The sequence below is a fragment of the Caballeronia sp. SEWSISQ10-4 2 genome (assembly GCF_030464885.1).
Taxonomy (GTDB): domain Bacteria; phylum Pseudomonadota; class Gammaproteobacteria; order Burkholderiales; family Burkholderiaceae; genus Caballeronia.
In genome coordinates this window covers 1-17960 of record NZ_JALPRJ010000122.1, presented here as the reverse complement: position 1 = coordinate 17960, position 17960 = coordinate 1, and the positions used below count along the sequence as shown (strand labels likewise).

Genomic DNA, 17960 nt, shown 5'->3' with positions numbered 1-17960 from the left:
CGCCGTTGGAAAAAGAAATGAAGTGCCGCCACGCACAGTGGCTAATAGTGATAAATAGAATAACTAACATATAACGACCGCAAGTCTGAGCAGCAACCCAGCATCAACTCCGACCACTACGCCCGAAACCCCGTGCACCCCCCCGAACACCACCCCTGAGCCCGACCAAACTCGCTCAAATCCGCAAGTCAGCCAGGATCTGCTCCGCCAAGAAATCACACGGCGGCCGATTCGATCCCGCACTCCGCGCGAGCACAATCTCCAGGTCCGGCAACGGCGGCAATCCGTCGGCACTGCCTAGCTGGACGAATCGTTCGGGAATGCTGCATCGGCCCAGCGCTGTAATCGCAAGCCCCGCTTCGACCATGCTGAACAGGCCCAGCACACTAGGGCTTTCATACGACGTGCGATAGCTGATCTTTGCACGCTCGAGCGCGTGGATCGCCTTGGCCCGCGCAACGCTACCCGGCGCAAAGACGGCAATTGGCAGCGGACGTTCCTTCCAGACTTCATTGCCAACAGCGTTACCGGCCCACACCATCGGTTCGAGCCGGATAAAGTCAGCGCTCAATCCCTTCATCCTCGTCATGCATGCCAAATCGATCTTGCCTTCCTTGATGAGTAGCGCCAGCGCGTTGCTCGGCATGCCGATGACCTGGATTTCAACCTTCGGATAACTCGCCGAAAATTTTCTCAACACCGAGGGCAACAGCGAAGACGCGTAGTCGTCCGGAACCCCGATCGTCACCCGTCCCTTCACATCCGGACGAACGATCGAAGCCCAGGCTTCGTCGCGCAAGGCCAGCATGCGCCGTGCATAGGCGAGCAACACGTGGCCGTCTTGCGTCAGCGTGATGTTGCGCGGCTTGCGCAAAAACAAGGGCTTTCCCAAAGACCCCTCCAGCGACTTGATCTGCATACTCACAGCGGATTGCGAACGATGCACGAGAGCGGCGCCGCGAAGGAAGCTGCCTGTGTCGGCGACCGCTACGAACATGGAAAGCGCATCAAGATCGAAGGTTTTCATTGGCATCAGAAATTCTGAACGAAGTCTTCAATATAACTCGCTTTTCTGAATTCGTCGGGACTTGCATACTGGGCGTCCCTCAACGCCAATCGCCGGAAAAGAAAAGATGTCGATGACCTACGATGACTTCAGGAAGCTTGGACTCGCAATCGATATGACCCGCGGGAAACCGTCACCGGCGCAACTCGACCTGTCGTCGGATGCGCTCGTCAATTGCTTGCGAGCGGGCGAGTTCATGTCGCGCGATGGTATCGATTGCCGTAATTACGGCTACCCGCAGGGTCTGCCGGAAGCGCGTGAGTTTGGAGCCGATCTGCTTGGGGTCTTGGCGGAACAGGTGGTGGCCGCCGGCAACTCCAGCCTTGAGCTGATGCATGACGCCATGGCCTTCGGCATCCTCCACGGCATGCCCGACGGCAAACCGTGGCGCAACCAGAGCGACGTCGCATTTCTCTGTCCTGTGCCGGGATACGACCGGCATTTCGCGATTTGTGCCGCGCTTGGCGTGCGCATGATCCCGGTGCCGCTGACCGGCAATGGTCCTGATATGGATTTCGTCGAGGCGCAGGTAGCCGCCGATCCAGCGATCAAAGGCATGTGGTGTATGCCGCTATACAGCAATCCGACTGGCGAGATCTACTCGGCGGATACGATTCGCCGTCTCGCTTCGATGCAAACCGCCGCCTCGGATTTTCGCCTGTTCTGGGACGACGCGTATCGGTTCCATCACCTGACGGAGCAGAAGCACACCACATTGAACATGATCGAGGCTTGCGCGGCGGCGGGTCATGCGGATCGTGCGCTGGTCTTTGCGTCGCTGTCCAAGATCACGGTGGCCGGCGCGGCGTTGGCGTTCGTTGCATCGTCGCGGCGCAACGTCGACTGGTGGCAGCGTTATTCGTCTATCCGGACCGTCGGACCGGACAAGCTCAATCAACTCCGACACGTGCGTTTGTTGCGCGACCGCCAGACATTGAAAGGGCTGATGGAGCGGCACCGCGCGCTGTTGCGACCCAGGTTCGACGCAATGACGACGACCTTCAGCGAGATTCTTTCGGGTCTGCCGGGGGTGTCATGGACTGCGCCGCAAGGAGGTTATTTCATCAGCCTTTATAGCCCCGATGGACTCGCCAGGCGCACCGCCGCATTGGCCGCCGACGCCGGTATTGCAATGACGCCAGCGGGCGCTGCTTTTCCGCATGGCATCGATCCGCGCGATCGGCATCTGCGTGTCGCGCCGACCTTTCCTGCACTCGACGACGTGAGGCTGGCCGCGCAAGGCATTGCGTTGTCGTTGCGTCGCGCGTTCGAAGAGCGCGGTTGAACCGTATTGTTACCTGGAGCGATGCATGCCCTTGGATCTGACAAAATTCAAAACCTTGACGTTTGACGTGTACGGTACTTTGATTGACTGGGAACCCTCGATCATTTCGATGTTCCAGAGCGTTGCCGACCAATACAACATCGATCTTTCCCGTGACCAGCTATTAGCCGAGTTCGACCGTGCCCGGGCGCGGCTTCAACAGTTGCGTCCTGCGTTGCTTTATCCGGATGTGCTACGTCGTGCGTACGACGAATTCTGCGAACGCTACGACGTTCCGGTGAACAATGCGGAACGTGAGTTATTTGCGAACGCAGTCATGTTGTGGCCGACGTTTCCCGATGCCAAAGAAGCGCTGGCTTACCTGCAGTCGCACTTTGAGATCGGGCTCTTGAGCAACATCGACAACAATTCGCTTTCGTTTTCAACACGGAAGCTAAACCTGGTTGCGGACGTTGTTGTCACGGCGGAAAGTGTTGCTGCGTACAAGCCCGATCACCGTCATTTTCACGCGGCATTCGACCGTTTCGCAGAGCGCGGCATAGCGCGTGACCAGATCCTTCATGTCGCGCAGAGCTTGCGTGCCGATGTCATTCCGGCGAACGACTTGGGCGTGCGCTGCGCGTGGATCAAGCGTCCGGGCCGAAGCCTTGGGTCTCGCGCCGAGGACGCTAAAGGAGCCGTTCCGGATATAAGCTTCGATACGCTTGAAGAGCTAGCCGCGCTGCATCGGGCGCAGTTGTCGCGTCTCTGAATCGGCGGCGCTGATTTCAGTCGCATCTTCCGGCGCAACAGTCAGCGTAAATCGACGAGGCCGCTTTGGCAAACCGCCGAAGCACGCCGCGTATTCGGCACAAAGAACGTTAGTCCGACGAGGATGACGGAAGCCGCCGCTGCCAACCCATAAACCGGTTGAAACGAACCGAATGCCGTCTTGCACAATCCACCCACCACGTTTCCCAACGCCCCGCCCACGCCAAACGCCGCTTCGCAGATTCCGCACGCCATGGCGGCGAGCGCCGGCTCGCTCGTCTTGCCGACATACGCATGCAGCAGGCCGAAGATCGGAAAGAACGAAAATCCTAGCGCGACCGCCGCGACCATCAGCGCGTAACCGCCCGGACGCGACGCGGCTATCAGTGAGGCGCACAACAACATGGCGCCTGCACAGACGAGCGCGGTGCGCATGCCGTCACGTTGCGTGTACCCGCTTCTATCAGGACTACCGCGCATATCGCCGATCATGCCGAGCACCAATCCGCTTACCACGCCGACCATCCCCACGAGCGCCCACGCGTGTGCGGTTACATCGAGACCCAGATGCAGGTCATCGTGCGAATAAGCTGAGAAGTAGGTGATGAACGGGACACCCGCAAAACCGCACAACAGCGCGATGGCATACACCAGCAGGTATTGCCGTGCGAGCATTCGCCGTAACCTTGACCCTGAACGCTCGCGCGGCCGTCCAGCAGGACGCGGTGGCGCGGCGCGTGGCGACAAGGTCCGCGAAGAATGGCCAAGCCGTGCAAACATGAGGACAATCACGCCGCTCAACACCGCAGTCAGCACCGCGCTCACGAGCCAGACAGAGCGCCAGCCCCACGACGCCAGCAACGCCGGCACCATCAACCCGTTCAGCAAGACGCCATAGTTAGTGCCGCTGCCAATGACGCCGATTGCTTTCGCCTGATGCCGCTCGTCGATCAACGGTACGATCAACGCCATCATCGGGACCCAGGTCGCGGCGGCGCAGGCATTGAGCGTGACGAGGGCGGTGCCCATCATCCAGGTCTTCTCGATGAACGCGAGGCCCGCGAGGTCGATGGCGGACAGCGCGGTCGCCGTGAGCACGACCCTTGCCGCCCCGAAACGCGCGGCGGCAAGTCCGGATAACAGCGCCATCGCGACGTTGGCCAGTTGCCGTGCAGCCGTGATGTATCCAGCCTGCGCGTAGTCGAAGCCAATGTCATGCTTCATCTGCGGCAGGATGACAGGAAACAGATACACGCCGAACCCATAGGTCGCGGCGATCACGGCAGTCAGCAGCAGTGTGATGGCCAGTTGACGTGAAACACGAGAAGAAGCGTCCATGGCCGCCTGCCGGAAGATGTCATGGGATTCATTCTCGGCGGCCTTTTATCATGATGGAAATGATTTAATTTACTATCATTGATTAAGACCCGTCATCATTGATCTCGACCATGAACCTTGACCTTGCACTCCTGCGCGCGTTTGTAGCCGTTACGGAAGCCGGTGGTTTTACAAGGGCGGCGCGGCGCCTGAACCTGACGCAATCCGCGATCAGTCACCAGATACGGCGGCTCGAAGAAGAGGTGGGCCGGCCGCTTTTATACCGCACCACGCGCAGCTTGACCCTGACCGAAGACGGCGAGGATTTCCTGCGTTACGCCATGCAGATCTTGAACGCAATGGAAGCTGTCACCCAGCGTTTTCACTCCTCTCCGGCTTCCGGTGTCGTGCGTTTCGGCGCACCGGATATTTTCATGGGCGAGCGGCTTCCCGTCCTGCTGACGCAATTCTCGCGGGCATTTCCAAACGTGCGGCTGGACGTGAGCGTGGGCATGAGTCTCGACTCGCGGGCGATGGTCGCCGCGCACGAACTGGATCTTGCCGTGGTGCTGGGCGTACGCCCGGAAACCGATCGCGACGAGGAGGGCATCGTCCTGAGGCGAACGCGGTTCGTCTGGGCCGCGGCTGAGTCGTTCGAAGCACGCGAGGGCGCTTCGCTGCCGCTCGCGCTTTTTCCTGCACCTTGCGTGAACCGGCGAGTGGCGCTCGAAGCGCTAGATGACCTGCCGGTCGACTGGCACGTGGCCTTTACATCGTCGAGTCAGTCGGGCATCCGCGCGGCCGTGATGGCGGGGCTCGCGATCACGCCATTGACGCGCGACGATCTGGAACCGGGCATCGTGGTGATCGACGGCCAATACGGTTTGCCGCCCTTGCCCGAAGCAGAATTCAGGCTGCTCTGGGGCAAGGGCGAACCGACGCTGGCTGCGCAGGAGTTCGGCCGCCTCGTTCTGGACATGCCGGTCGAGCGTCCGCTACGAACGAGCGCGGCGAAGCTGGCTTGAGGCGGCGTACAGACCGTTCCGGCGAAGCTACATTCGCTCGGCAATGCTGTGCGCTGTCGCGGCCGAGAGCGTCCACCCCAGGTGCCCGTGTCCCGTGTTGTAGAACACGCCGCGCCGCTTGCCGCTCCCGACCTTCGGCAACATGCTTGGCAGCATCGGCCGCAAGCCCGCCCACGGAATCACGCGCGACGTCGCGACATCCGGGAGATAGCGACGCGTCCAGTCGACCAGCGGCGCGATCCGGTCGGAGCGAATATCGCGATTGAAGCCGTTGATTTCGGCTGTACCCGCTACGCGAAAACGGTCGGCGCCAAGCCGGCTGGTCACGATCTTCGCACTGTCGTCGAGCAGGCTCACCCAAGGCGCACCCTCGCGGCTCGCGGCGTCGTCCAGGCAAACGGTGATCGAATAACCTTTCACCGGATAGATGTTCACGTGGTCGCCGAGCATCGACGCTATCTGGCGGCTTGCCACCCCCGCGCACACGACAATGCGGTCGAATCCGTACTGTTCCTCGTCACTCGCGTTGCCGCCATGCAGCACGCGCACGGCGAACGGGCCATCGCCGCGCTGCTCTATGCCGGCAATTTGCGTGTCGTAATGAAAGCGCACGCCGCGGCGCTCGCAAGCATCGGCGAGACCGCGTGTGAACTTGTGGATGTCGCCGGTTGAATCGGACGGAGTGAAAAAACCACCGTGGAAGTCGCCTCGCAAGGTGGGTTCGAGCGCGCGCATTTCGTCGCTTGTGACCGCACGCCGATCTAGGCCGCCCGCTTGCAAAAGCAGGTTCACTTTTGCGGCGGTATCGAAGTCCTTCTTCTGCTGGTACATATGCAAGATGCCGCGCTGCTCGAGATCGAAGTCGATCCCTTCGCGCTCGGCGATCCCGAACAGATGCTCGCGTGCGGCGATTGCAAGGCGCACCGTCTCGATGGTGTTGGCCCGGTAGTTGGGGATCTGGCGCAGGAACTCGCCCATCCACGAATACTTGTGCCAGGTGGGCGCGGGATTCAGCAGCAGCGGTGCGTCACGCGTGAACATCCAGCGCAGGCCCTTGAGCACGGTGGCCATGCTGTTCCAGACCTCGGCGTTGCTGGCGGAAAGCTGGCCGCCGTTCGCAAACGATGTTTCCATCGCCGCATACCGGTGACGCTCGAAAACAGTGACCTCGTGCCCGCGTTCGGCGAGGGCGTAAGCGGTCGTGACACCGGTAATGCCGGCGCCAATGATGGCGATTCGTGACATGACAAGGTCCAGATGAAAGTTGGGCATCGCCGGTAATTCCGGCGTCTATGCCCCATCTGTCCGTGTACCTGAGAGTTTCAGTCGTGGCGTTGCGCGCACGACATCCCCGTCGGTGGACGCATTAAAGCGCCGCTCTCCAGATGTTCCTGCTGCGCGGTCCTTGGGCCTGAGAGTTTCCGGGGCGGTTGCTCCGTCGGCGCCGTCACCATGTTCCGTGACAGTCTCTCCCGCGCTAGCGATTAGAACCCTGCAAAGATAACGCCTAAAAATAAGATAGGCAAGCGGGGCGTGGATTTGGCACGAGTCGCTCACGTCATTCGAATGCCTGACGCAGATCTCGCCGCAAGGTATTGCGCCAGTATCACGCAGGCCGGGCCTGTTCCGGTCGATAGGTAATCAGGATACTTAAGGATAAATTTCCTGGCCGGCTCCAAGAAAATCATGGCGTTCAGCATCCGCTTTTTTACATATCTTTCATATCCTACAATTCTTTCTTTTTACTTTCATTTCAATATAAAATGCGCTTCCCTATTACGGATTTGGAGGCCGGCATGACACCTTTTGCGAAAGCAGCAGCCACTCTGGCAGCGTGTATTGGCGCTTTTACGGTCGTTGTATGCATTGTCGAGGGACTGGCAGGATGACGGCATTGCCGCTACCGTTTCTGCCAGACGCGCAATTCAAATAGCGGCAGGATGCCGTAGACGTGGTCGAACATATCCGACTGTATTTGTTCGTACGATTCCCAGCTTGTCTCGTCGATGAACAAGAAAACCTCGAGCGGCAAACCTTGATGGCCGGATTGCAACTGGCGAACCACTAGCGGCATGTCGCTGCGAATCGCCGGGTACTGGCGAAAATACTCCATCAGATACACGCGAAACATGCCGAAATTGGTGAGGTCGTGCCCATTGTCCGGCACCCTGAACTGCACTCGAAACTTCGTGCTCGCCTTCAGATTGGCGAGCAGTTCGTCGTCGCAGAACCTGATGGTATCTATGTCCACATGAATCGCATGCTTGACCCGCCGTCCACCGGATTCGACCATGCCGCGCCAGTTCTTGACGCTGTTGGTTAGCAACACATAGCTCGGCAGCATGACGATGGAATTGTCGAAATTACGCACCTTGATTGTGTTGAGCGAGATATCGATGACCGTGCCGTCGGCCACGAATCCAGGCACCTCGATCCAGTCGCCGACGCGCAGCATGTCATACGCAGCCAGTTGAATGCTGGCGACGAAACCCAGCAGCGAATCGCGGAAAATGATGATCAGCAGCGCCGTCATGGCGCTTACGCCGGTGAGGAAATTAGCGGGCGAGCGACGCAGCAGCAGGGAGATTGCAGCAATCAGTGCAAGCACGTACAGGACGATGGTAGCTATCTGAAGGAAGCTTTTTATCGGTCTCTGGCTCGCGAAGGGGAAGTGGCTATAACGGTCTTCAATGCTGCCCAGGAACGCGAATGCAGCCCGGAGAATGGTCAGCACGATGAAACATGCGGACAGCGTCTCGACCGGAGGACCCAGCGCGGAAATGACCGGAAACGACACTCCCGTTAGCAGCGGTGCGGACAGATAGATGATGATCGCGGGCACCAGCGGCGCCAGGCGATCAAACACCTTGCGGCGCTCGGCGGCGCGCAGCCACTTGTGCTGCTCGCCGCGTGCGAGTCGGCCGACTATCTTCAACAAGATGAAGCGGGTGATGTAATAGCAGATCGCGCTGGACAACAGGATCGCCAGGAACAACGCAATGACGAGAAGGACTGCCACGGCGTAGCTGTCGGTGTGGACATAAAAATGACGCCCATCCGGTCCAGTCACTATTTGGAACATGTTGTCGAACATAGATCCTCTCAGTGCTGGCCAGCCGGCTTCCTTGGAGACAATCTGGGAGCGTGGTAACGACCATTCCTCGTTTTGGCTACGCAGCCGCGCTAAACGTTTGCTGCGGTGCGGGCCAAGCCGGCCGCGCGGCCTGATCCTGTCAACGGCATTGTAACGGCGTCCTGATCTTTCCGGCGAGGCCAAACTTCTTCGCGGCCGAGCCGTCCCGCCGCTTAAGTTTTACTTATACCCAACCCATTTTGGCTGATTGGACCGGGCTAATTCGGCTACCGACTATCGGGTCAATGCTTGTCGCTTCACATCAGGTGAAGCCACGCGCATTCAACCAGTGGGAGGCCGGACATGCTAGCCGATGAGGCAATTGCGGGCGATGCTGAAATCGCTCAAACGCGCAGGGCTCTCGCGGGAGCCGTCGCGCAATCCAGTCACGAGATCGTCGCGCTCGCACGCGCCCTGGTGGCTGTTCCAAGCGTCTATCCGCCGGGAGACACTCATGCAGTAGCCGACACGATCGAGTCGATGTTCAAAGGCTGCAACGTCAGCGTCGAACGATATGGCACGCTCCCGCATGTGATGAATCTCGTGGTCCGCGTTCGCGGTGCGGCGCCTGGTCGCCGCCTCGTTTTCAACGGACACCTCGACACTTTCCCCCTCGTCAACGCAAAGCAATGGTCTGCTGATTTCAACGGCGAAGAGCGCGACGGAAAGTTGTTCGGGCTGGGAGTGTCGGATATGAAAGGCGGTCTGGCCGCCATCATTTTTGCATTGCGTCATCTCGCTAGAGTACGTGATTCGTTCGCGGGCGAGGTGGTCGCCACGTTTGCCGGCGACGAAGAAAGCATGGGCACCGAAGGCAGCGGATACCTTCTGGGTCATGTCCCACATGCAGCAGGCGACGCGATGATCAGCGCCGACACCGGCTCACCCCATGTCCTTCGATTCGGCGAGAAGGGCATGATCTGGCTACGCCTCGACGCAACCGGCAAGTCAGCTCATGCAGCGCACGTGCACAAGGGCGACAGTGCTATCGAAAAATTATTGGACGCTATCCAGGAGCTTAAAAGCGTACGCGACTTTCCGGTCGCCGCTCCTCGACAAGTTCTTGCCGCGATCGCGCGGTCTGCTGCCGCGTCCGAGGCTATTTCAGGCGTTGGTGAGAGCGATGTTCTTCGCAGCCTCACCGTCACATTCGGCACCGTCAACGGCGGCCGGCTATCGAACCTGATTGCTGATCAAGCGAGTGCAACGGCCGACATCCGGCTTCCCGTCGGCGTGTCGGTCGCGCAGATGGAAGCGCGGATCACGGAGATCGTTGCTCATCATCCGGGCGTATCCCTTGAGATCGTTCGCCGATACGAACCGAGCTGGACCGACCCCGATCACGAGGTCATCCGCACGCTCAAACGCAATTGCGCAGTGAAGCTCGGCACCGAGCCGGTGGTCAACATGCGGGTGGGTGCGTCCGATGCACGGCTTTATCGCCAGCATGGTGTGCCGACGGTCGTATGCGGCCTGACTTCTTACAACATGGGCGCGGCCGATGAATACGTTCACGTCGATGAACTGCGCGCGCTCGGCGAAATCTTCGCGCTCACTGCATTCGATTACCTGAATGCGCCGGCTGGCGCCTAAGCGTCGCTTCTCCCTAAAAAAATCGTCAGTGCGCTCGCCAATGCTTTGCGCATCGGCAAAGGAAACGTCCATGTCCACCGATAACGCTCTAACTCCCGAGCAGCGCAGCAAGTTCCGACGCATCCTGGCGTCGGCGCTGGTCGGCAACATGCTCGAGTTCTATGACCTGTTCGTCTACGGCTTTCTAGCTGTCGTCATTGCGAAGGCGTTCTTTCCGACCGGCGACGCATACACGTCGATGCTTGCTGCTGCAGCGACCTTTGGCGTCAGCTATTTCATCCGGCCATTGGGCGCGATGGTGATCGGCGCCTATAGCGACAAGCATGGCCGCAAGGCTGGCATGATGCTTACGATCTGGCTGATGGGAGCGGGCACGCTGGTCATCGCATGCGCGCCGACCTATGCCACGTTTGGCGTCATCGGCACGCTTATTCTGGTCTTGGGCAAGGTGTTGCAGGGCTTCTCGGCGGGCGGCGAATTCGGCTCGACGGTGTCCTTCGTGACCGAACATGCGCCCGCGCGCATGAAGGGTTATTTCGCGAGCTACCAGGTGGTTGGGATCGGTCTCGCGACGGGTCTGGCGAGCATCGTGGGACTTGGCACGAACAAGCTGATGACGCCCGATGCCTTGCTGTCGTGGGGCTGGCGCGTACCGTTTCTGATCGGGCTGGCGATCGTGCCATTCGGTTACTGGATTCGCCGGCGCGTCGACGAGACGCCCGAATTCAAGGCGTCCAGTCATGAACGCAATCCGATTCGCAATACCTTGGCGACGGCGAAGACACGCATCGCGGCGGCAATTGGCTTGTACTCGCTCGCCGCGTCGACGAATTATCTGCTCGGCGTTTTTATCCCGCTCTATGCGCAGAAAACGCTGGGCATGAGCGCCGCAGATTCGATGTGGGGCGCCATCGGATATTCCGTTGCGCAAATCGTCTTGCCGCCAGTATTCGGCGCGCTGTCGGATAGAGTGGGACGCCTTCCGCTGATTACTATAGGTACGTCGCTGACGGTGATCTTGACCATCCCTGCATTCCATCTGATGGTTGCATCGCCGACAGTGGGGACGTACGTGTTCTGCGTCACCGGCCTGACAGCATGCGTGATGGTGTTTCAGGGCGCGATGCCCGCGTTTGTAGCCGAACTCTTTCCGCATGAAACGCGCACCACGAGCATCGCGATCGTTCACAATATGACCTTCGCGGTGTTCGGCGGATTGTCGCTGATGATCTGCACGTGGATCGCTAACGCGACCGGCAGTAAATTCATCCCCGCTTATTACGTCATGGTCACCGCGGTGCTTGCGCTGGTGTGCATCCTGTACTTTCGTAAGCGGGCGTCACCCGTCGCGGCGAGCGCGAGCGTGTTGACGAACGCTTGAGGAAGCCGGAGAGCCGCTCGCCCGGGCCGACCGGAAAGCTGAATCCAACGGACCCACTACTCGATGCGGCTCAGGCATATAGAAGTCGTGAACGCTATCCGCGTCACTGGGACACTTAAGGCTGCCGCGGCGCTGTTGTCCCTGACGCAGCCTGCGATCACGCAAATTCTGCAAAGCGCGGAGCGTCAGCTAGGTTATCCGCTCTTCGACCGGGTTCGGGGCAAGCTGATTCCGACGAAAGAGGCGCAGTTGCTGTTCCCCGAAATACTTCGGCTCGATGAACAGCTTCAGGCCGTTCAGCGGCTCGCGGAAAACCTCCGCGGCGGCACCGACGATTCGTCCATACGCGTTCTTGCCGCGCCCGCGCTGGCGCAGACCGTGGTGGCGGATGCGGCGCTGGTTTTCCAGGCGAAGCATCCGGACGTGAAATTGTCGATTCGTTCGGATTACTCAGCGACTGCCGTTGCCAGTATCGCGCTCATGGAAGCCGACGTCGGCATTCTGTATCACAGCGTGTCCCACCCCGCCATCAAGGAGATCGAGCTCGCTGCCAGCCGGCTTGTCTGCATAGGACATCCTTCCGTGCTGCAGGACGCGCAGTCCATCGAACTCAATGCGCTGGAGGGCAGCGAGATCATCGGACCGGATCCTGCCGACCCGCTGGGAAGGCTGCTGGCCAAGCGCCTGGAGGAGCTCTCGGTGACGGTCGATGTCACCATCACCGCCCAGTCGTATCACTCGCTGGTTGCGCTGGCGGCGCGCTCGAAGCTGATCACGATCGTCGATGAAGCAGCGGCGCTTTCAGCTCGCGCGCAAGGCCTTCGCGTGGTGCCGCTGTCGCCGGCTATCGCGATTCCGGTTGTAGCCAGCGTAGCGATCAACGGCGAAAGATCGGCGCTCGTCGAACAATTTGTCAAGACGTGCCAGGAGACCATGCGCTTGCTGAGATGATTTTCTCGCGGCGCGTCGACATGTCGTTTTTCGAGCGCGAGCGGGTTGCAACAACAGGTGAGTCAGCGATCGACGCGCTGCTGCAGATGGGCCGGGTAGCGATCACCCGCCACCGTGATCTGCCGCAGTGCGGCTTCAATGGCGGACAAATCATCAGCAGACAGTTCGACCGCTGCAGCGCCAACATTCTCTTCGAGCCGATGCAGTTTTGTCGTACCCGGGATCGGCACGATCCACGGTTTCTGCGCAAGCAGCCAAGCGATTGCAATCTGCGCCCGCGCGGTGCCCCGGACGTCGGCGATCTGGCCAAGCACCTCGACCAGGACCGCATTGGCCTTGCGGTTTTCCTCGGAAAAGCGCGGCACGATGCTGCGGAAATCGCTCTTGTCGAAAGCGGTGTTTTCGTCGATGGCGCCAGTCAGGAAGCCCTTGCCGAGGGGACTGAACGGCACGAAGCCGATACCCAGTTCCTCCAGGGTCGGCAGCACCGTCTCTTCCGGCTCTCGCCACCACAGCGAATACTCGCTCTGAAGCGCCGCCACCGGCTGCACGGCATGGGCGCGACGGATCGACTGCGCCCCCGCTTCGGACAACCCGAAGTGCTTGACCTTGCCTTCCTGGATCAGATCCTTGACGGTGCCGGCCACTTCCTCGATCGGCACGTTCGGATCGACACGATGTTGATAGAAGAGGTCGATGCGGTCGGTCTTCAGGCGTTTCAGCGAGGCCTCGGCGACAGCACGGATGCGCTCGGGACGGCTATCGAGCGGCTTGCTGGAGTCGCCGTCCTGGAAGCCGAACTTCGTAGCGATCACCACCTGGTCACGAAATGGAGCCGTCGCTTCGCCGACGAGTTCCTCGTTGACGAACGGGCCATAACACTCGGCGGTGTCGAAGAACGTGACGCCCTTCTCGAAAGCAGCCTGAATGAGTGCGATGCCCGCGGACCGTTCAGTGGCCGCGCCATAGCCGAAGCTCAAACCCATGCAGCCAAGGCCGATAGCGGACACTTCGAGACCGCTGTTTCCCAGTTTGCGTTTTTGCATGATGTTTCTCCCTTCTGATGTCGCCCGCGAATCGTTGCCGTCATCGGGCGGGGCGGCGTTCGCCATTCACGAAGCTTAGGCTGCTGTATCTCGCTCAACAATCCCGCTAGACTTACACGGGCTGTTGAGAGGAATTCATCTATGTTGCAGATCACCGCCCATCTACTTGCGCTTGCATGTCTCTGCTTTGCATCGACATCTTTTGCAGCAGAACCATCCGCCGGCCCCCTGACGGTTCTTTCGGCCACGCCGCTGCCAGCCGTCACCGGCGGCGACTTCGACCACTTTGCAGTCGATCTGCCTCACTCCCGTCTGTACGTATCAGCCGAGACATATGGGTCCATTGAGGTGTTCAGATTGCCGGACGGCCAGCACCTTGCAAGCGTAAGGACGGTCGCGAAGGTTCCGCACAAAATAGTACTAGCCAACGAAGGTAAGGAGCTGCTTATAGCGGATGCGGGCGACGCGAACGTCAAGGTTATCGATACGAAAACTTTCGACGTCGAGAAGGTCATTCCGCTGGAGCCACAGCCGGATTCCGGTATCGCGGATCGGAAGAGCGGCATCTTCTATGTCGGTAATGGAGGCGTGCAATCACATGAGGGCAATGCCTACATCAGCTTGATTTCGCTTGCCGACGATTCCGTCCTAGGGAGAATCGATGTTCCTGCGGGACAACTGAAGGCGATGGCCATCGACCATTCCACCCATCGCCTGTTCGTGAACATGCGCGAGAAAAACGAAATCGGCGTTGTCGATCTGAATACCCGCAAGCTGGCGAGTATCTGGCATGTTCCCGGTCCAAGCCTTAATTCGGCGATGGCGTTTGATCCGAAGACCAGGCGGCTGTTCATCGGGTCGCGCAACCCTGGCAAGCTGTTCGTCATGGACGCGAGTAACGGCTCGGTCATACAGTCGCTCGATATCGTGAACATCTCGGACGACATGACTTTTGACCCGGTGCATCGTCGCCTCTATGTGACCGGCGCAGGCGGACTCGACGTCGTCAAACAAGTCGATCAGAGCCACTACGCTATCGAGCAACATATCGACACGCTTGGTGGCAAGACCTCGGTCTATGTTCCGTCGCTAAGGAGGCTCTATGTCGTTCACACGAAGGGTCCGCAGGCGGCGGAGGCCGGGCTCCAGGTGCTTGGCGTCCGCTGAACCGGGCAAGATGAGGCGTCGAGCACATCTCGTCGCTTGACGCGCCTAAGCACGGCCGGCTTGCTTGCGTTGTGCGAGGGACTCCAGCCGCCCGATGATTTCTGTTGGCAGGTGCCTCGCCCGCGCGATGCCGACCGCGTCACGACCGCCGTAATCCTGGATTGACGGGCCCGCGCCGGCATCGATCAAGAGACCCAAGGTCGTCAGTCGCTTAAGCCGGGCTGTCCCTGTGTGCGCTGCTACACTTGTCCTAACGCTAATTTCCCCAGAATCCGCGCCAGCCAGCACGGTGCTGATCGCGACCTGCGTCACCCTGCGTCACCATTACGCGGCAAATCCTCCTCTGACTAAATCTGCAACCCATGCTTCAATTCGAGAACCTTTGCAAACGCTACGGCGAGCGCATTATCTTTCAGGGACTGCGTTACAGCGCCGGGGCGGGATGCGTCGCGCTGAACGATGAATCCGGCAGCGGCAAGTCTACCTTGCTCGGTATTCTCGCCGGTGCGATCGAGGCCGACCAAGGCGAGGTGTGGATCGACGGGCATTCGCTGCGTACCGTACCGCTCGAGGCGAAGTCCGCACTTGCGTACGTGCCCGACGACTGCATGCCGTATTCGCTCCAGACCGGGCGCGAGTATCTGGAGCTTGTGGCATCGACCAGGAAGACAGTCGTCGATAGCCGCACTCTTGACTTGGCAGACCGCTTCGGCCTCACGCCACATCTGGAGAAACGTTTCGAGCAAATGTCGTTTGGCACCCGAAAGAAAATATTCCTGACAGCGACCGTGCTGGGTGAGGCCACGGTCGTCATCGCGGATGAGCCGGGCGGTGGACTGGACGCCGCCGCACGCGCTGTTCTGATTGATTTGTTCAAGACGCTGGCTGAGGACCGCACGGTCATCTTCTCGAGCTACGACATGGCCATTACGCGAGCTTGCAACGCAAAAATGATTAGTTTTGCAGACCTTCGAACGAACATCTAAGCGGCTACTGAGCGCCGTCGACTGAGTCATGATGAGTGTTAGCGGAGCGAAAAGAATCGATTCCGCCAGTGCGTCGCCGTCCGTCGCGCGCAAGCGTATTTGTTGTCACGATGCCAAGCCTTGGGCGACTCGTCACTGCTTTGGCGAGCCTCGCGTGAGGCGCGTCTCGCCACTTCGCATCATTGCCCGTCGTTCGCGCCCACATCGGTGCCCGGCGTAAACGAGACACCCCGCAGCACTTCGCCGAAGCTGGCGGAACGGAGCGTGACAAAATGCGCGTTCGCAGCAGCCGCCGGGGCGGTGTTTTTCAGCTCATCCTCGATTGCGACGAGCTTGTTCGGATCCGCGCCGGTATCGCCGTTCCCGCTCACGGCGGACGTCGTGGCCCAGACCGTAACCGTGCCATCGCGGCCAACGTGACCGATCAGGTTACGGAGACCATCAGTCGCAGGAGACCATGGCAGTCCGGTCGCCGCGTTGCTGCCGAGCGGGTAGTTTTGCACCGTGTAAGGCTTGCCCAGATCCAGCCCGTTTTGCAGCGTATAGGCCAGCGCCCATTTCTTCGTGGCCGCATTGAATACCCATTTCTGAAGACCCGCGGTGGACTGCGCGGCCGCGTGCGTGAAGAGATCGGTGCCTCCCGTATAACCGTCGCCTTCATCGGCCACATATAGCGTGTTGGCGTTGGCAAACCAGATGCCGAATGGATAACTGAGGGTCGTCGCGGTCTTGTTCGGAGTCGACGGGAAGCCGCTCAGGATGCACATGTTGCTCGGCAGGCCTGTGGTCGGGAGAGTCGAAGCATCGTAGTTGAGCGGTGCGCTTGGCAGCACCGCTTTTGGCGAAGGTACGCCGGTACCGTTCAGACACGCGGTCCCGGTGGTGTCGACAAAGTAGACGGTGTTGACGCCATTGCCGCCGCTGCCCTTGGTCATGTAGAGCACGTTATTGAAAACTGTCATTCCGCGAAAGTTGTCGTCCTTGCCGATCTTGTCGGCGGGCGCGCTCAGTTGGGTGACCGAAAAGCTTGCAAGCGGACTTGGCGTGCCAGGAGCTTGCTGCGCTTCGGGCTGCGTCGCCTCCGCAATGTATTGCGAGCCTGCGCCGAGGATGACGCCGGTCGGCTGGGGATTGCTTCCATTGCCCGCATTGCCGGTCGTGTAGAAGAAGCGCTTGCCGCCGCGGTCGATCAGGATCGCAGCGCGGCCGTTGTTGCCGCTATAGGCATTCGTTTCGGTGAAGCTGAACTGTCCCTTGCGATCTACTTTGGCCACTGCACGGTAGAAACTCTGCCCGTCGGGATTGGTCGGATCAATGACGCCTGGGGTGTTTGAATTCGACACGTCGAGCACATTGATCGGAGCGACATAGCCCATGAAAGTCAGGTACTTTCCATCGTGCGAGAGGTGAAGCCCGATCTCCGACTTCGAACTGAAGCTGGTTACCAACTGGTCTGCCGTGGTGCCCGCATTCGTAACGCTCGGCACTTCGAGCGTATTGATCCGCCGGCCGGATGGCGCTAGCTGGTCTAGGAAAATCTTCGATGTGATGCCGAAGCTCCCGTCATAAAGGGCGTTGTTCCAAACGAACGGGTAGGTGCCGTCGTTCGGCGCGCCGGTTGCTGCGCCGCACCCGCCGGTCGTTTGCGCGCAACCGGGTGGCAGGATCGAGCCAACTTGTACGTTGGCCGAGCGGTTGTCGTAGACGCTGCGACTGACGACGAGATTCCCCGGTTGAAATGCAGCGTCGTGTCCGTCATCCCGGTCTTGCGCCATTGCAGTGAGGCTAACGCTCAATGAAAGCAGCGCCAGCGCTGAAATGCCTCTGGCAAGGGAGTGCTCGCAGGTCGGAAACGTGCGAATAACTGGCTGCATGTCATTTCTCCGGGAAAGGGAATTGAAATTACACCGCGCTCAACGCAAACAATTGCGTGACGTTAGCAGTGGCGTGTGTAAGATTATTTACAGGCCCAGATAGAACCTGTAGTGGTTTTCCCGCGGCAGAGTCCGGTTCTTGGGCGACGGTCTATCGTGTGGCGCTCGGCCGCCGAATGCATCGTGGAAGGGGTTGCGCAGACGCGAACGCCTGGCCAGCTCTGGGTTCCGCTAAGGGTTTGCGCAGGTACGAGCGTCGCAACGGGGGAAACGAGCCCCGTACGTTGCGACACCCATCGCGCAGCCTTACTCTCCAAGCTTTGAATCGACACAGCCGGTGCTGGTGCACTCGCGTTCGCGTTCCTGCAGGAATGCCATGCGTTTCT

At 59.8% G+C, this 17960-nt stretch carries 14 protein-coding genes and 1 riboswitch; of the genes, 8 read left to right on the top strand and 6 right to left on the bottom strand.

Annotation, left to right across the window (positions count from 1 at the left end; genetic code table 11):
• Window positions 1-175 precede the first annotated feature (175 nt).
• The gene (locus M0D69_RS40400; protein ID WP_301787402.1) at window positions 176-1027 is read right to left on the bottom strand and encodes a LysR substrate-binding domain-containing protein; all 852 of its coding nucleotides are present in this window, start codon (window positions 1025-1027) and stop codon (window positions 176-178) included.
• Between the two features lie 106 nt (window positions 1028-1133).
• Here M0D69_RS40400 and M0D69_RS40395 point away from each other — a divergent pair, with 106 nt between their 5' ends.
• Together M0D69_RS40395 and M0D69_RS40390 are read left to right on the top strand one after the other, a co-directional pair.
• Window positions 1134-2351 carry an aminotransferase class I/II-fold pyridoxal phosphate-dependent enzyme gene (locus M0D69_RS40395; RefSeq protein WP_301787401.1) on the top strand — a complete coding sequence of 406 codons (1218 nt, stop codon included), beginning with the start codon at window positions 1134-1136 and terminating at the stop codon, window positions 2349-2351.
• Window positions 2352-2376: 25 nt separating this feature from the next.
• Window positions 2377-3102 carry an HAD-IA family hydrolase gene (locus M0D69_RS40390; protein ID WP_301787400.1) on the top strand — a complete coding sequence of 242 codons (726 nt, stop codon included), beginning with the start codon at window positions 2377-2379 and terminating at the stop codon, window positions 3100-3102.
• A gap of 41 nt (window positions 3103-3143) precedes the next feature.
• Here M0D69_RS40390 and M0D69_RS40385 read toward each other — a convergent pair whose 3' ends face one another.
• On the bottom strand, window positions 3144-4439 hold the full coding sequence (locus tag M0D69_RS40385; protein ID WP_301787399.1) for a nitrate/nitrite transporter: 1296 nt from the start codon (window positions 4437-4439) through the stop codon (window positions 3144-3146).
• Between the two features lie 110 nt (window positions 4440-4549).
• Here M0D69_RS40385 and M0D69_RS40380 point away from each other — a divergent pair, with 110 nt between their 5' ends.
• Window positions 4550-5443 (top strand): LysR substrate-binding domain-containing protein, encoded by an 894-nt coding sequence (locus M0D69_RS40380; protein WP_301787398.1) that lies wholly within the window; start codon window positions 4550-4552, stop codon window positions 5441-5443.
• A 27-nt stretch (window positions 5444-5470) separates the two neighbouring features.
• Here M0D69_RS40380 and M0D69_RS40375 read toward each other — a convergent pair whose 3' ends face one another.
• Window positions 5471-6688: a D-amino acid dehydrogenase gene (locus M0D69_RS40375; RefSeq protein WP_301787397.1), complete on the bottom strand. Its 1218-nt coding sequence runs from the start codon at window positions 6686-6688 to the stop codon at window positions 5471-5473.
• Between the two features lie 144 nt (window positions 6689-6832).
• A riboswitch (glycine riboswitch) is annotated at window positions 6833-6928 on the bottom strand.
• A gap of 415 nt (window positions 6929-7343) precedes the next feature.
• A complete protein-coding gene (locus M0D69_RS40370; RefSeq protein WP_301787396.1) occupies window positions 7344-8537 on the bottom strand; it encodes a mechanosensitive ion channel family protein in 1194 nt (397 codons plus the stop codon).
• A gap of 342 nt (window positions 8538-8879) precedes the next feature.
• Here M0D69_RS40370 and M0D69_RS40365 point away from each other — a divergent pair, with 342 nt between their 5' ends.
• From M0D69_RS40365 to M0D69_RS40355, 3 genes are all read left to right on the top strand, one after another.
• On the top strand, window positions 8880-10169 hold the full coding sequence (locus M0D69_RS40365) for a M20/M25/M40 family metallo-hydrolase (RefSeq protein WP_301787395.1): 1290 nt from the start codon (window positions 8880-8882) through the stop codon (window positions 10167-10169).
• Between the two features lie 70 nt (window positions 10170-10239).
• A complete protein-coding gene (locus tag M0D69_RS40360; RefSeq protein ID WP_301787394.1) occupies window positions 10240-11550 on the top strand; it encodes an MFS transporter in 1311 nt (436 codons plus the stop codon).
• A 63-nt stretch (window positions 11551-11613) separates the two neighbouring features.
• Window positions 11614-12501, top strand: coding sequence for a LysR substrate-binding domain-containing protein (locus M0D69_RS40355; protein WP_301787393.1), 888 nt, complete (start codon window positions 11614-11616; stop codon window positions 12499-12501).
• A 62-nt stretch (window positions 12502-12563) separates the two neighbouring features.
• On the opposite strand, the gene M0D69_RS40350 is transcribed toward M0D69_RS40355, so the two are convergent.
• Window positions 12564-13547 carry an aldo/keto reductase gene (locus tag M0D69_RS40350; RefSeq protein WP_301787392.1) on the bottom strand — a complete coding sequence of 328 codons (984 nt, stop codon included), beginning with the start codon at window positions 13545-13547 and terminating at the stop codon, window positions 12564-12566.
• A gap of 141 nt (window positions 13548-13688) precedes the next feature.
• On the opposite strand from M0D69_RS40350, the gene M0D69_RS40345 reads away from it, so the two are divergent.
• Both M0D69_RS40345 and M0D69_RS40340 read left to right on the top strand, forming a co-directional pair.
• Window positions 13689-14714, top strand: coding sequence for a YncE family protein (locus M0D69_RS40345; protein WP_301787391.1), 1026 nt, complete (start codon window positions 13689-13691; stop codon window positions 14712-14714).
• A gap of 362 nt (window positions 14715-15076) precedes the next feature.
• Window positions 15077-15700, top strand: a complete 624-nt coding sequence (locus M0D69_RS40340) for an ABC transporter ATP-binding protein (RefSeq protein WP_301787390.1) — start codon at window positions 15077-15079, stop codon at window positions 15698-15700.
• A 179-nt stretch (window positions 15701-15879) separates the two neighbouring features.
• Here the strand turns inward: M0D69_RS40340 and M0D69_RS40335 are convergent, their stop codons facing one another.
• Window positions 15880-17574 carry a hypothetical protein gene (locus tag M0D69_RS40335; protein WP_301787389.1) on the bottom strand — a complete coding sequence of 565 codons (1695 nt, stop codon included), beginning with the start codon at window positions 17572-17574 and terminating at the stop codon, window positions 15880-15882.
• Window positions 17575-17960 lie beyond the last annotated feature (386 nt).